The organism is Paraburkholderia sp. Tr-20389 (assembly GCF_017104565.1).
Lineage (GTDB): Bacteria > Pseudomonadota > Gammaproteobacteria > Burkholderiales > Burkholderiaceae > Paraburkholderia.
In genome coordinates this window covers 23909-38855 of the sequence record NZ_JAAGPD010000026.1, presented here as the reverse complement: position 1 = coordinate 38855, position 14947 = coordinate 23909, and the positions used below count along the sequence as shown (strand labels likewise).

Annotated in this window: 13 protein-coding genes; 9 read left to right on the top strand and 4 right to left on the bottom strand. The window is 63.3% G+C overall.

Translation table 11 applies throughout. From position 1 onward, the window contains the following. Positions 1 to 27: 27 nt before the first annotated feature. Positions 28 to 1386 (top strand): sigma-54 dependent transcriptional regulator, encoded by a 1359-nt coding sequence (locus G3N95_RS22685; RefSeq protein WP_205972309.1) that lies wholly within the window; start codon positions 28 to 30, stop codon positions 1384 to 1386. Positions 1387 to 1480: 94 nt separating this feature from the next. Here the strand turns inward: G3N95_RS22685 and G3N95_RS22680 are convergent, their stop codons facing one another. Together G3N95_RS22680 and G3N95_RS22675 are read right to left on the bottom strand one after the other, a co-directional pair. After that, the gene (locus G3N95_RS22680; protein WP_205972308.1) at positions 1481 to 2647 is read right to left on the bottom strand and encodes a M35 family metallo-endopeptidase; all 1167 of its coding nucleotides are present in this window, start codon (positions 2645 to 2647) and stop codon (positions 1481 to 1483) included. Positions 2648 to 3272: 625 nt separating this feature from the next. Further along, entirely contained in the window at positions 3273 to 3797 is a 525-nt protein-coding gene (locus G3N95_RS22675) for a TlpA disulfide reductase family protein (RefSeq protein ID WP_205972307.1), read from the bottom strand. A 255-nt stretch (positions 3798 to 4052) separates the two neighbouring features. Here G3N95_RS22675 and G3N95_RS22670 point away from each other — a divergent pair, with 255 nt between their 5' ends. After that, positions 4053 to 4580 carry a hypothetical protein gene (locus tag G3N95_RS22670; protein WP_241018830.1) on the top strand — a complete coding sequence of 176 codons (528 nt, stop codon included), beginning with the start codon at positions 4053 to 4055 and terminating at the stop codon, positions 4578 to 4580. A 333-nt stretch (positions 4581 to 4913) separates the two neighbouring features. Here G3N95_RS22670 and G3N95_RS22665 read toward each other — a convergent pair whose 3' ends face one another. Next, entirely contained in the window at positions 4914 to 6494 is a 1581-nt protein-coding gene (locus tag G3N95_RS22665) for a YifB family Mg chelatase-like AAA ATPase (protein ID WP_205972306.1), read from the bottom strand. A 100-nt stretch (positions 6495 to 6594) separates the two neighbouring features. Beyond that, positions 6595 to 6849 carry an accessory factor UbiK family protein gene (locus G3N95_RS22660; protein WP_012399677.1) on the bottom strand — a complete coding sequence of 85 codons (255 nt, stop codon included), beginning with the start codon at positions 6847 to 6849 and terminating at the stop codon, positions 6595 to 6597. 414 nt (positions 6850 to 7263) lie between these two features. Here G3N95_RS22660 and G3N95_RS22655 point away from each other — a divergent pair, with 414 nt between their 5' ends. From G3N95_RS22655 to ptsP, 7 genes are all read left to right on the top strand, one after another. Beyond that, entirely contained in the window at positions 7264 to 7602 is a 339-nt protein-coding gene (locus tag G3N95_RS22655; protein ID WP_006048089.1) for a P-II family nitrogen regulator, read from the top strand. 26 nt (positions 7603 to 7628) lie between these two features. Beyond that, positions 7629 to 9134 carry an ammonium transporter gene (locus G3N95_RS22650; protein ID WP_205972305.1) on the top strand — a complete coding sequence of 502 codons (1506 nt, stop codon included), beginning with the start codon at positions 7629 to 7631 and terminating at the stop codon, positions 9132 to 9134. A gap of 255 nt (positions 9135 to 9389) precedes the next feature. Then, on the top strand, positions 9390 to 10679 hold the full coding sequence (gene gshA / locus G3N95_RS22645) for a glutamate--cysteine ligase (RefSeq protein ID WP_205972304.1): 1290 nt from the start codon (positions 9390 to 9392) through the stop codon (positions 10677 to 10679). 186 nt (positions 10680 to 10865) lie between these two features. Then, positions 10866 to 11822: a glutathione synthase gene (gene gshB / locus G3N95_RS22640; RefSeq protein ID WP_205972303.1), complete on the top strand. Its 957-nt coding sequence runs from the start codon at positions 10866 to 10868 to the stop codon at positions 11820 to 11822. 282 nt (positions 11823 to 12104) lie between these two features. Next, on the top strand, positions 12105 to 12617 hold the full coding sequence (locus G3N95_RS22635; protein ID WP_205972302.1) for a PTS sugar transporter subunit IIB: 513 nt from the start codon (positions 12105 to 12107) through the stop codon (positions 12615 to 12617). Positions 12618 to 12677: 60 nt separating this feature from the next. Beyond that, positions 12678 to 12947 (top strand): HPr family phosphocarrier protein, encoded by a 270-nt coding sequence (locus tag G3N95_RS22630; protein ID WP_012399682.1) that lies wholly within the window; start codon positions 12678 to 12680, stop codon positions 12945 to 12947. Positions 12948 to 13164: 217 nt separating this feature from the next. Further along, complete coding sequence (gene ptsP / locus G3N95_RS22625) at positions 13165 to 14907, top strand: phosphoenolpyruvate--protein phosphotransferase (protein WP_205972301.1); 1743 nt, start codon at positions 13165 to 13167, stop codon at positions 14905 to 14907. Positions 14908 to 14947 lie beyond the last annotated feature (40 nt).

The following is a 14947-nucleotide window of genomic DNA, read 5'->3' as shown; positions in this document are numbered from 1 at the left end:
CAGGACGTAATCAGGGCGGTACACGACATGGTGAACAAGGGCTTGCAGGTCCTCTATATCGAAGACGACGAACTCGTGCGGCGCGCGAGCGTGCAAAGCCTGCAACTCGCGGGATTCGAAGTGGTCGGGCATGCGTCGGTGGAATCGGCGGCGAAGCTGATCCACGCGGAGTTTTCGGGCGTGATCGTCAGTGACATCCGTTTGCCGGGCGCGAGCGGCCTCGATCTGCTCGCGCAGTGTCGCGAGCGCGCACCCGATGTGCCCGTGATTCTCGTCACGGGCCACGGCGATATTTCCATGGCTGTGCAGGCGATGCGCGATGGCGCATATGACTTCATCGAAAAGCCGTTCGCTTCAGAGCGGCTGATCGAAACCGTGCGCCGCGCGCTCGAACGCCGCACACTGGTGCTCGAAAACCTCGCGCTGCGGCGCGAACTCGCAGGACAGGGCACGCTGGCGCCGCGCATCATCGGACGCAGTCTCGCCATCGAGCAGGTGCGCAAGCTGATTGCGAACGTCGCGCCGACGGATGCATCCGTGCTGATCAACGGCGATACGGGCGCGGGCAAGGAACTGATTGCACGCAGTCTGCATGAGCTCTCTCCGCGCCGCGACAAGCCGTTTCTCGCCGTGAACTGCGGCGCGCTGCCGGAACCGATGTTCGAGTCGGAGATGTTCGGCCATGAAACGGGCGCGTTCACCGGCGCGGCGAAGCGGCGCATCGGCAAGCTGGAGCATGCGTCGGGCGGCACGCTGTTTCTCGACGAGATCGAAAGCATGCCGCTCGCGCTACAGGTGAAGCTGCTGCGCGTGCTGCAGGACGGCGTGCTGGAACGGCTCGGGTCGAATCAGCCTATCCGCGTCGATTGCCGTATCGTCGCGGCGGCGAAGGGCGACATGACCGATCATGTCGCGGCGGGCACGTTCCGGCGCGATCTGTTGTACCGGCTCAATGTGGTGACGATCGCGCTGCCGCCGTTGTCCGAGCGGCGCGAGGACATCGTGCCGTTGTTCGAGCATTTCCTGCTGGATGCGGCCGTGCGCTATCAGCGTCCCGCGCCCATTCTCACCGACCGGCAGCGCACGAATCTGATGCAGCGCGAGTGGCCCGGCAACGTGCGCGAACTGCGCAATGCGGCGGATCGCTTCGTGCTGGGCGTCGGCGACGACACGGCGACGGCCACCGCCGACGATGCGTTGACGTCACCCATGCAACCGCTGAAGGAACGCGTCGAACAGTTCGAGCGGGCGGTGATCGCCGAGGCGCTGGAGCAGGCGGGCGGCGCGGTGGCGGTGGCTGCGGACCGGCTGCAGTTAGGCAAGGCGACGCTCTATGAAAAAATCAAACGCTATGGATTGGCGGTGCGCGCAGAGGGCGAGCGCTAGCGCGACTTGAGGGGCGACCGGGCCAGCCGGTCGCGACGATTCCGGCGTTCTGCAATGCCGGATGGTAGCGAAGCGCGATGGCATACCGATCACGCTACGCCTGCGTCACTTGCCGGATGAACATGCCGTAGTTCTCGGCGTTGTGCATGGCGTTCGCGCTGTTGGTTTGCGCAAGTGTCCTGGCGTTCCCGTCGCCATATGCCAGGTCGCGTGTCCCGCCGATGTCGTTGAAATGGCTCAACTCGTGCGCAAGCGTGATCTCCGGTGTGTATTTGCCGTATACCGGGTCGAACATATGGGGCCTGATATGGATCGTATGGCTTGCGTCATCGGGAAACACATGTGCCATTTCCCATTTGTCACCCGTCGGCGGATCGAGCACGAGCTTATAGTTTCCGGACTTGAGCGTATCGCGCATCTTCGTCAGTGTCTGCCTGATCTGCTCGGGGTCGGCGTTCTCGCCGAACCATTGCTTGAGTTCAGGGTCGTTCGCGCCGTACTTGTCCAGCCTTTCGAGCGCGCGATCAATGATGTGTATCAGATTCTGAATTGCGCCATTCAGGCGGTCCTGCTGCGCCTGTGAAAACTGGGACGCATCGCCATTCGTGGTCGGGGCGGGGCCCGGCGCATCACCGGAGGGGCCGGCATTCCGCGTAGGGCCGGCATTGCCTGCGCCGCCCGTTGGACCTGCCGATCCGCCGCAACCTCCACCGCCACCGTCGCCGCTTCCGGGAGCGATCGTGCCGGCGCCGCGTCCATATCGACTGTCACCGACGGGTCGCGATGCAGGCGTTGTCACTTTGGGAGGGCCGGCGCGTCGATTGCCCGCGTCCGGGTGATGAAAATATGCGTCGCCTCGTTCGGTTCCCGGCCGGGTGTGACCGTCGACGGGCGAGCCGGGCGCGGACCAGACGTGCTTGCCGCGATTGCCTGACGGGCCGGCCTCGCCGCCGTGCTCGCGCTTGAACATGTCCTGCAAGCGAGCGGTCAGTTCCTGCCATGCCTTGCGCAGATATTGGCCTTGCGCGTTCCACACCTCCTGCTGATGGTTGCCCAGTTCATCCCACGCGTCGCGCACATGTGTGCCGTCCGAGGCCCATACGTCGCGTTGGTGCTGGCCGGTTCGTTCGTTCCAGGCAGCACGCGCGTGCACTCCGTCCCTGTCCCACGTCTCGTGAGCGCGCGCGCCGTTCCGGTCGTTCCATGAATCGCGGACGTGCATCCCGCTCCCTTCCCAGCGGTCGCGGACGTGATTGCCCATCTCGTCGCCGATCGAATTCCAGGGACGGTTTATCGCGCCGGGTTCCTGAGGCCGTCGCGGCCGGAGGGCGTTTCCTGTCGATCTGCCGTCGGCATTGCAGGTATGACGCGCATCGCCGGTACCGTACGGCGAGACATTGACATTTCGCGCAGGCGGTTGCTGTTGCGCATATGGGACCACATGCTGGGCCGGCGAATACCCGCGTACATGCGGTTGCGTCGCGTGCGCCAGCGAGGGCGGCATTTGATCCGGCGCACCATCGCGCGCATACGTGTTGCGATAGCCATTGATTCTCATGAGATTCCCGCCTTATTGATGTGAGCGATTCGCGATGTGAACTGACTGATCGATGTGTGCACAACGAAGTGCACGCACCGGACGATTTAAGCATCGCGGTGCAGGCGACCGGTCATACGGGGATCGCACATCAAATGGCATTGGGGCGCGTCAGGATATCGATACGCGCGGTGTCGGAGCGAGGCGAGGAAGAATTGGAGTGGTGAGGTGTTAACGCCATGCGTGACCGCGTGCTGCCGCAATCAAGGCGCAGGGCGAGTACAACGAAAAAAGCCCGCTTTGAGCGGGCTTCGTCGCTGGAACCTGCTGACGGAATGTGTGCTCAGGCTCAGGCCGAACCGAGTTCCTTGTCGAGCAGCGCGTCGAGTTCCTGGAAACTCGGCTCGCCGACATATCGTTTCAAAATCTTGCCGTCTCGACCGATGACAAATGTGGTTGGTGTGAGCTGCACGTTGCCGAACTGCTTCGCGGCAGACCCGTCGTCCATCGCGACCTTGAACGGCAGGCGGCGCGTCTCGGTGTAGTTCGTCACATACATGGGCGCGTCGTACTTCATCGCGACGGCGACGAACTCAAGGCCCCTGCCTTTGAAGCGGTTATACGTGTCGATCATCTGCGGCATTTCCTTCATGCAGGTATCGCAGCTCGTCGCCCAGAAGTTGACCAGATAGACCTTGCCCTTCAGATTGGCCGTCGACACTTTTTGGCCGGACAGAAGCGTGAACGTCGCATCGGGCACGTGCTGCTGGCTGCCGAACGCGAAGTAGCCCGCGACGGCGATCGCACCGGCGACGACGGCGGCAGCGATGTAGCGAATCGGGCTCGAACGCCGGGAAACGTTGGTTTGGCTCATGAACGGGACCTCGGGGAAACGCGTGTAGCACACGTCGTGAGGCGCTCGAACGCTGCAAGAACAGCAGCGCGACCGGGCGCCCAGGATTTCATCTCATATTGTACCGGCAATCCTGTGACGTGGCTGGCGACGCAGTTAAGGCGCGAATAACGGCCGATAATGATGCTTTCCGTCATGTCATTCACCTTTTGCCGCGTCATGCTCCGTTCCGCTCTTCGCCTGTTCGCTTCTTTCTACGCTTCGTCTCGTGCGCTGATGGTGACCTTTTTCGCCGTGCTGTCCGCCGGCTGGTTGCTGGCTGCGTGCTCGCCGACCTACGACTGGCGCACGATCATGAACAACGACAACGGGTACACCATCGACCTGCCCGCTAAACCGACCACCGATCAGCGCCAGATCGACATCGGCGGCACGCCGATGAACATGTCGATGCAGATTGCCGAGGCCGGCGACGCGGTGTTCGCCGTCGGCACGGTAATGCTGCCGAGCGACGATCCGCAGATGCAGCGCACCGCGCTCGATTTCCTGCGCTCGGGCCTCGCGCACAACCTGGGTTCGGCGCCCAACGCGCATGTCACGGCGATTCCTCTCGCGGCGGGCGGTCAGGTGGAAGGGCTGGAAATGACGTTCAGCGGTAAAGCGGGTCCGAAACAGGAGACGCGAACGATGCACGCGCGGCTGGTCGCGAAGGGACGCCATGTGTATCAGGCCGCGGTAATCGCGAGCAAGGAACCACCTCCGGAACAAGTTGAGCAATTCTTCACATCGTTCAAACTTTACTGATTTGGGGTCATACGGGCGACCTCAGAGTGCCGGATCAACTGAAAGTTCCTTCGCAGAAAAGAACGCTAATACCGCGTTTACACGGGACTTTTTTTGTTACCCACAGGATCTGTGGATAACTTTGTTAGTAACTCTGTGCGGTAGGCCGCAAATGCCCATCGGACGGGCCGTTTGCCAGTTTGCCCTGAATCTTGGCATTTTGAAAAAGCCAATAAAATCAATGGTATTCGCGGGATGCCTCACAACGGGCTTTCAGTTGTATCAAAATCTGTCGATGGTTCGAAAATGTGCATAAGTCAAGTCTTGACATGCATTTTTTGTCGTTTGCACGTTTTACTGACTGCCGAACGCACGTCGGTACTGAACGGCCTCGGACACCTGGGCGGCGTTCGGCATCGCGTCGCCGGCCAGATCGGCGATGGTTCGCGCCACCTTCAACACGCGATAGTAAGCACGCGCTGACCAGCCAAAGCGCTCGCCCGCTTCACGCAGCAAACGCTCGCCTTCGTCGTTGGGATGGCACACGTCGTCGACTTCGCGGCCGCTGAGTTCGCGGTTCGTTTTGCCTTGCCGCCGCAGTTGGCGTTCGCGCGCGGCTTCGACCCGGACCGCGATCGGCGCGCTCGGTTCGCCCGTCGCCGTCGACCGGGCCGAGAGTTCCGCCGGCGAAAGCGCGGGAATCTCGATCTGGATGTCGATGCGATCCAGCAGCGGCCCCGACAGCTTGCGCAGATAACGCGCCGCCACTTCCGGCGTGCAACGGCAGCGGCCGCCGGGATCGCCGCGCCAGCCGCATGGACAGGGATTCATCGCGGCGATCAGTTGACAGGCGGCCGGGAAGTCGGCCTGAAGCGCGGCGCGCGAGATCGTGATGCGGCCGTTTTCCAGCGGTTCGCGCAGGTTTTCAAGCACATGCCGGTCGAATTCAGGGAGTTCGTCGAGGAACAGCACGCCGAGGTGCGAGAGCGTGATCTCGCCGGGCTGCGGCGGATTGCGCCCGCCGACCAGCGCGGCCGCGCTCGACGAGTGATGCGGTGCGCGAAACGGCCGCTGCCGCCACTGCGCAGGCGTGAAGCCGACCGCGCTCGCCGAGAGGAGCGCGGCCGACGTCAGCGCTTCATCGTCGGTCATCGACGGCAGGAGGCCGGGCAGCCGCGCCGCGAGCATCGACTTGCCCGCGCCCGGCGGGCCGATCATCAGCATGTGGTGGCCGCCTGCCGCGGCGACTTCGAGTGCGCGACGCGCGCCGCGCTGGCCGATCACGTCGGCCATGTCGGGCGGCGCGACGGCGGCATCGTTCGAGAGCGTCGCGGCAGCGACGGGGTACAGCCGCGCGTCCACTTCACCAGCAAGGTGCGCGCACAGCGACGGTAGATCACTTGCGCCATATACGGCGACGCCCGGCACGAGCGCGGCTTCCTTCGCGCTGGGCAGCGGCAGATAGAGTTCCGGCGTACGCGCGTTCGAGTTCCCTGCGTCTTCCCATTGATCGAGGGCAACTTCGGCATTCGACAGATGACCGCGCGCCGTGCCGCACGCCATCGCGAACGCGCCGCGCATCGGACGCAGCGCGCCAGTCAGTGAGAGTTCTCCCGCAAATTCGCGGTGCGCGAGCGATTCGACGGGAATCTGTCCGCTCGCGGCGAGAATGCCGAGCGCAATAGGCAGATCGAAACGGCCGGATTCTTTCGGAAGATCGGCGGGCGCCAGATTGACGGTGATGCGGCGGACAGGAAAGTCGAGACCGCAATTGAGGAGCGCAGCACGCACCCGCTCGCGGCTTTCGCGCACTTCGAGATCGGGCAGGCCGACGATGGAAAAAGAAGGAAGCCCGTTGGCGAGATGAACCTCGACGGTAACTTCGGGCGCGCGGCCAGCGGCCGGCGCGCGACTGCGCACCACGGCAAGCGACATGTTTTCTCCCGTCCGGACGCGCCCGCGGGGCGCGTTCACCTTAAAGCGCTGTTGACGTCACGGGCCGCTTGCCAGTGATGTGCAGATCAGAAACGCGCGCTCAGGAGGACTGGCTCACGGGCAGCTTCTGCTCGAGTTCGGCGACACGCCGTTCCAGTTCCTCGAGCCGTGCGCGAGTGCGCACGAGCACCTGCGTCTGCGTATCGAATTCTTCACGCGTCACCAGATCGAGCTTCGAGAAGCCTTGCGACAGCATTGCGCGCACGTTGCGTTCGACATCTTTCGCCGGCGAGTTTTTGAACAGATCGGAGACCCGTGCCTGAAAGTCGTTGAAGACGTCGTTTGGTTGTTTCATTTCAATCCCCTTATTGCACAAAAAATGTGCATGTAACGTTACGTGCGTGCTTCGCAACGTCGAATGATCGTTTCTGGTGCAGGTTGCCTGGACGCCCGGTCGAGCATGGGCGCCTTTGGTGCGCACGCCTGTGGTCCAAGCCTGCGAACACTCTAGCAACGATCCCGATGGCGCGCCAGCGTGCACGGCCGCAACTGGCCATGCGGACAAGAAAACGCGCCAAACCCTTGTGCCACAAGCGTCGGCGAGAGTTTGCCATCAAATTGGCATGGACGTTGCTGTTACTGCCCCGCGCACCGGCGGGACGCCGCCTGGAGACGCGTCATTGCTGGGTCGTTCGGGGAGCAACCGAAAGCAAGGCGCAAGGCGAATGCAAGTCACGCAAACGGGTTGAGTCACTACAGCGAGGATTTCATGAAACTCATTACCGCAATCATCAAGCCGTTCAAGCTCGATGAGGCGCGCGAAGCCCTGTCGGCCATCGGCGTCTCAGGGATCACGGTAACGGAAGTCAAAGGGTTTGGTCGTCAGAAGGGCCACACGGAGTTGTATCGGGGAGCCGAGTACGTCGTCGACTTTCTGCCGAAGGTGAAGATCGAAGCCGCGGTGTCGGACGACATCGTCGATCAGGCGATCGAAGCACTTGAACGCGCGGCACGTACGGGCAAGATCGGCGACGGGAAGATTTTCGTCACGCCGATTGAACAGGTGATTCGTATTCGTACCGGCGAGACCGGCGCGGACGCACTGTAAAAAACAGCGACAAGAGGAAACTGAAGATGCGTAAATTATTGATGTCCCTGCTGATGGCCGGCTCGCTGCTGTCGGTCGGCATCGGCGCTGCCCTCGCGGACGACGCGTCGGCGCCTGCCGCGGCTTCCGCCCCGGACACGACGGCGAGCGCGCCTGCTGCATCCGATGCAGCAGCAGCGCCTGCGGCGAGCGCACCTGCCGCCGACGCTTCCGCTGCACCCGCAGCCAGCGCCCCGGCCGATGCCTCGGCAGCGGCAGCTGCTTCGGACGCGGCACCTGCTGCGCCGACCGCGCCGTTCTCGGTCGATTCGTCGAAGGTCAGCTCGGGCGACACGGCCTGGATGCTGACCTCCACGGCGCTCGTGCTGTTCATGACGATCCCCGGTCTCGCACTGTTCTACGCCGGCATGGTCCGCAAGAAGAACGTGCTCGCCACGGTGATGCAGAGCTTCGCGATCACCTGTCTCGTGACGGTGATCTGGACGGTGGTCGGCTACAGCCTCGCGTTCACGCCGGGCGGCTCGTTCCTCGGCGGCTTCTCGCGCGTGATGCTGCACGGCATGGCGTACATCAAGGGTGACAAGGCGACGACGCTGACGGTCAGCCATCTCGCGCCGACCATTCCGGAATCGGTCTACTTCGTCTATCAGATGACCTTCGCGATCATCACGCCGGCACTGATCACGGGCGCGTTCGCGGACCGCATGAAGTTCTCGGCAATGCTGATCTTCATGACGCTGTGGTCGATCATCGTCTACTCGCCGATCGCGCACATGGTCTGGGAACCGACGGGCTGGCTGGCGACGGCAGGCATCCTCGACTTCGCGGGCGGCACGGTGGTGCACATCAACGCCGGTATCGCGGGTCTGGTTTGCTGTCTCGTGCTCGGCAAGCGTACGGGCTACGGCAAGGACTCGATGGCTCCGCACAACCTCGTGCTGACGATGATCGGCGCATCGATGCTGTGGGTGGGCTGGTTCGGCTTCAACGCGGGTTCGGCAGTCGCGGCTGACGGCCGTGCCGGTTTCGCGATGCTGACGACGCAGGTTGCGACGGGCATCGCCGCACTGGGCTGGATGTTCGCTGAATGGATTGCGAAGGGTAAGCCGTCGGTGCTCGGTATCGCCTCGGGCGCAGTGGCCGGTCTGGTCGCGATTACGCCGGCTTCGGGCTTCGTCGGCGTGGGCGGCGCGCTCGCCATCGGTCTGATCGCAGGCGTGGTGTGCTTCTGGTCGGCAACGTGGCTCAAGCACAAGATGGGCTACGACGACTCGCTCGACGCGTTCGGCGTGCACTGCATCGGCGGTATCGTCGGCGCAATCCTGACGGGCGTGTTCGCGGTCAAGGATATCGGCGGCTACGACGGCAGCGTTCTGCTCCAGGCGAAGGGCGTACTCACGACGCTGGTGTACAGCGGCGTGATCAGCTTCATCCTGCTGAAGCTCATCGACATGACCATCGGCCTGCGCGTGACGGAAGAAGAAGAACGCGAAGGTCTGGACGTGATCCTGCACGGCGAACACGTCGAATAACGCAAGATTTTCCCCGGCGACGGGGTATCGAAAGGTACTAGCGCAGCGACTTTAGCCCGCCTTCATGGCGGGCTTTTTTCATGCTGCGGCCGTTCGCCGCAGCATGCCGCAATCTTGTCTCACAAACAGCAGATTTTCCGGCTATCGTTCCTATAGGGAGAATGCATCCGCCTACAACTTGCGAATGGAGAAAGCGTCCCCAAATGGGCAGAGCAATTGCTCTACAATCTTTTTTCTCCAGTCTGCGAGTGATCAATGGTTCCGCATTTAGTTACGGCGTTAAACGGCCCGCTGCTCGATCTCGAGCGGAAGATCCTCGACGCCACGCCTGCGATCGAACGCTGGTTCCGCCTCGAATGGCAGGAGCACACGCCGCCGTTCTATTGCTCGGTGGATCTGCGTAACGCCGGTTTCAAGCTCGCGCCCGTCGATACGAACCTCTTCCCCGGCGCGTTCAACAACCTGCCGCAGGAAACGCTGCCGCTGGCCGTGCAGGCCGCGATGGCATCGATCGAAAAGATCTGCCCGGATGCGAAGAACCTGCTCGTGATTCCCGAGCGTCACACGCGCAATGCGTTCTACCTGGAGAATGTCGCGCGGCTCGCGACCATCATGCGTCAGGCGGGTCTGAACGTCCGCTTCGGCACGCTCGATGAAAACATCGTCGGGCCCGTCACGATCGCGCTGTCGGACGGTCAGAAGATCGTGCTGGAGCCGCTGGAGCGCTCGGCGCGCCGCATCGGGCTGAAGAATTTCGATCCTTGCTCGATCCTGCTGAACAACGATCTGTCGGGCGGCATCCCGTCCGTGCTGGAAAATCTGCACGAGCAATACGTGCTCCCGCCGCTGCACGCCGGCTGGGCCGTGCGCCGCAAGTCGACGCATTTCTCCTGCTACGACGACGTCGCGAAGAAATTCGCGAAGATGGTCGAGATCGACCCGTGGATGATCAATCCGTACTTTGCGCATGTCGAAGGCGTCGACTTCGAGGCGCGCACGGGCGAGGAAGCGCTCGCCGACGCGATCGACGGCGTGCTGAAGAAGATAGCGAAGAAATACCGCGAGTACGGCATTTCGGAACGTCCGTATGTCGTGATCAAGTCGGACGCGGGCACGTACGGGATGGGCGTGATGACCGTGCACGACGCGTCGGAAGTCGCCGCGCTCACGAAGGGTGAGCGCACGAAAATGGCGACCACGAAGGAAGGGCTCGAAGTGCACGACATGATCGTGCAGGAAGGCGTCTATACGTTCGAGCGGATCGGCGAGGAAGTGGCCGAGCCCGTCGTGTACATGATCGACCGGTACGTGGTGGGCGGGTTCTATCGCGTGCACGGCAGCCGCGAACGCGACCAGAACCTGAATGCGCCAGGCATGCATTTCGTCCCGCTTGGCTTCGAGCACACCGCGCTGCCGGATGCGCACGCGAAGCCGGGCGCCGCGCCGCCCAACCGGTTCTACATGTACGGCGTGGTGGGGCGGCTCGGGCTGCTGGCGGCATCGGTGGAACTGGAGCGGACCGATCCCGAAGCGATCCAGGTCTGATCGCGCGCGGTTCGAAAGGCGTCGGCACGCCGCGAGCAGCGGCGCGCACTTCGCGTTAGGCTGACGCTCCCGCCGCGCCGAATGTGGCAAGAACTGCGCAGCATTGCGGAAGGATGCCGCTCCGGCGCATCTGCCTTACGCTATAACGAAACAATGTGTGGCCCGCGAGGGCGCCTCAGGAACTTCATGGACATTCTCTTCATCGCCGACCCGCTTTCCCGCTTCAAGATCTACAAGGACTCGACCTACGCGATGATGGCCGAGGCCGCGAAGCGCGGCCACACGCTGTATGCGTGCGAGCCGCAGCATCTGGCGTGGACGGGCAGCGGCGTCGAGGCGGACGTATACCGCTTCGAGATCGTCGGCGATCAGGCGGACGGTCATCGCGACGTCTGGTACGAGGCGCAGCCTGTGGAGGCGCGTAGCCTGACGCAATTCGGCGCCGTGCTGATGCGCAAGGATCCGCCGTTCGACATGGAATATGTGACGTCGACGTGGCTGCTCGAACTGGCCGAGCGCGCGGGCGCGCGCATCTTCAACAAGCCGCAGGCGATCCGCGATCACTCGGAAAAGATGGCGATCGGCGAGTTTCCGCAGTTCGTCGCACCGACGCTCGTCACGCGCGATCCCGCGCGTCTGCGTGCGTTTCATGCCGAGCATGGCGACGTGATCCTGAAGCCGCTCGACGGTATGGGCGGCATGGGCGTGTTCCGCGTGAAGGCGGACGGCATGAACCTCGGCTCGATCGTCGAGATGCTGAGCCATGACGGCGCACGTTCGGTGATGGCGCAGAAGTTCATCCCCGAAATCAAGGCGGGCGACAAGCGCATTCTGCTGATCGGCGGCGAGCCGGTGCCGTATTCGCTCGCGCGGATTCCGCAGGGCAGCGAGGTGCGCGGCAATCTCGCCGCGGGCGGCCTCGGCGTCGCGCAGCCGCTGACGGCGCGCGATCGCGAAATCGCCGAAGCGCTCGGGCCGGTGCTGAAGGCGCGCGGGCTGCTGCTGGTCGGGCTCGACGCGATCGGCGACTGGCTGACGGAAGTGAACGTCACGAGCCCGACGTGCTTTCGCGAGATCATGGATCAAACGGGTTTCGACGTCGCGGCGATGCTCATCGATGCGCTAGAGAAAGCCGTCGGTTGAAGCGGCGCGGGTGCGCCGCCATGTTCTGCCATGGAAGTCGCACTATTGGCCAGCCAAGCGTGAAAAGGCCGAAAGCGCGAAAATGAGGCTGATACAATGCCCGCTCGCCTGAAAGCAGCCCGCGAAGGCTCACATGATCCGGCCCCTTGGCGGCCCGGTCGCAGGCGAGTTCGATGGGCCTGTTTTCCTGTTCGCCGCGACAGGCCGTCCATTCGGTCCTGAAGCGCGGCGCAACGGAAACCCGGCCGCGATTCTCGGGCGGTTCTCTGCAGCAAGGCTGACATGGCAGGCATTCTGATCATTGCGCACGCTCCCTTTGCCACCGCGCTACGCGAGTGTGTCGCTCACATTTACGGCGGCTTGCCCGCCCGCATCGGCGTCATCGACGTATCGGCGGATTGCGATCCCGCTCAGGTCGTCGCGTTTGCGCATGCGGAGATCGACAGGCTGAAGGAAGAAAACGGCGCGCTCGTACTGACCGACATGTTCGGGGCCACGCCTGCGAACATCGCGGGCAGGCTCGCGACGGTTCCCGATGTGCGCGTGCTGGCGGGCGTCAATCTGCCGATGCTGGTGCGCGCCGTGTGCTATCGCGCCACACCGCTCGACGTGCTGGTCGACAAGGCACTCGCGGGCGCGACCAAAGGCATTCATGCAGTCGGTCCGGCGACGCCGCCGCCCGCTGCTTGCGTCACGAGTACCGCCGACTGCATTCCGGCACTTCCGCCCGACAAGGCGCTCGCCGAACCCTGCAAGACGGACGCGGAAACCAGCTGCAACCGGAACGACGTTTGAGCGTCGCGCGACGAATTCTTTCTCCTCGATAACATCAACACCCGCGCATCGGACCAACACATGCTGCAACAGGAAACGACTATCGTGAACAAGCTGGGCCTGCACGCACGCGCGTCGGCCAAGCTGACGCAACTGGCCGCCAACTTTCAGGCGGAAATCTGGATGAGCCGCAATGGCAGGCGCATCAATGCGAAGAGCATCATGGGTGTGATGATGCTGGCGGCGGGCATCGGCAGCACGGTCGTGATCGAGACGGAAGGCGCCGACGAAAAAGAAGCGATGGACGCGCTGCTTCAACTGATCGCCGACAAATTCGGCGAGGGACAATAAAAAATCCGCCGACGCATTCGTTTGAATGGAAGACGCCGCGCGATGTCGCGGCGTTTTCTTTTGGCTCGTCGGATTCGCGCATCGGGACGCGGATTTCGGCGGACGGTTATGCTGCGCTGCACAGCACGGTTATACGGGACGGAATTTATAATGACCGTCGGGGTCTGAGAGCACTGCAGCGGTTTGCCGCGGCATCACACAACTAGAGGAGGTGCGCGTGTCGTTCACGCTGCATGGAATTCCCGTGTCACGCGGTATCGCCATCGGGCGGGCATATCTGATCGCCCCGGCTGCACTGGACGTCGACCACTATCTGATCGAGCCCTCGCAGATCGAGAGCGAGGTGGAGCGTTTTCGCGCGGCGCAGGCAGTCGTGCATCAGGAACTCGCCGAACTCCGCGCCGATCTCGCCGCTGACGCGCCCTCCGAAATGGGCGCGTTCATCGACGTGCATTCCATGATCCTGAACGACGCGATGCTCGTTCAGGAAACCATCGACCTCATCCGCACGCGTCGCTACAACGTCGAGTGGGCGCTGACCGAACAGCTCGAACGCCTCACGCGCCATTTCGACGAAGTGGAAGACGAGTATCTGCGCGAGCGCAAGGCTGACATCGAACAGGTGGTCGAGCGCGTGCTGAAGGCGCTCGCAGGCGCGACGGGTGCGCTCGTCAACGGCATTCATGGTCGCTGCGACGAAATGATCGTCGTCGCGCACGACATCGCGCCCGCCGACATGATGCAGTTCAAGACGCAGACCTTCCAGGGCTTCGTCACGGATCTGGGCGGCCGCACGTCGCATACGGCGATCGTCGCGCGCAGTCTCGGTATTCCCGCGACGGTCGGCGTGCAGCACGCAAGCGCACTGATCCGGCAGGACGATCTGATCATCGTCGACGGCGATCATGGCATCGTGATCGTCGATCCCGCGCCCATCGTGCTCGAGGAGTATTCGTACCGGCAGAGCGAAAAGGCGCTGGAAGCGCGCAAGCTGCAACGCCTGAAGTTCTCGCCGACGCAGACGGTGTGCGGCACGCGCATCGAACTGTGCGCGAACATCGAATTGCCGGAAGACGCGCAGGCCGCGCTCGACGCGGGCGCGACGGGCATCGGTCTGTTCCGCACTGAGTTCCTGTTCATGAACACCAAGGACCGGATGCCGGAGGAGGAAGAGCAGTTCGCCGCGTACCGCCGCGCCGTCGAGCTGATGAACGGCATGCCCGTGACGATCCGCACGATCGACGTCGGCGCGGACAAGCCGCTCGAATCGATCGGCGACGAGTTCGAGACCGCGCCGAATCCGGCGCTCGGTCTGCGCGCGATCCGCTGGAGCCTGTCCGAGCCGCATATGTTCCTCACGCAGTTGCGCGCGATTCTGCGTGCGTCGGCGTTCGGTTCGGTGAAGATCCTGATTCCGATGCTCGCGCACGCGCGCGAGATCGATCAGACACTCGACCTGATCCAGGAAGCCAAGCGCCAGCTCGACGACGCGGGCCTTGCATACGACCCGAATGTGCGCGTGGGCGCGATGATCGAGATTCCGGCGGCGGCGATCGCGTTGCCGCTGTTCCTGAAGCGGCTCGATTTCCTGTCGATCGGCACCAACGACCTGATCCAGTACACACTCGCGATCGATCGTGCCGACAACGCGGTGGCGCATCTATACGACCCGCTGCATCCTGCCGTGCTGCATCTGATCGCGTTCACGTTGCGCGAGGCGAAGCGCGCGGGCGTACCGGTGTCGATCTGCGGCGAAATGGCGGGCGATCCGGCACTCACGCGTCTGTTGCTCGGGATGGGACTGACGGAGTTCTCGATGCATCCGAGCCAGTTGCTGCTCGTGAAGCAGGAGGTGCTGCGTGCGCAACTGAAGGCGCTGGAGAAGCCGGTTGCCGACGTGCTGGCCGCGTTCGAACCGGAAGAGGTGCAGTCGGCGCTGGAGCGTGTCGCGCAGGCCTGACGTCATGCCGAAGGGCGCGCGGAGCGCCTTCGGCCAACTG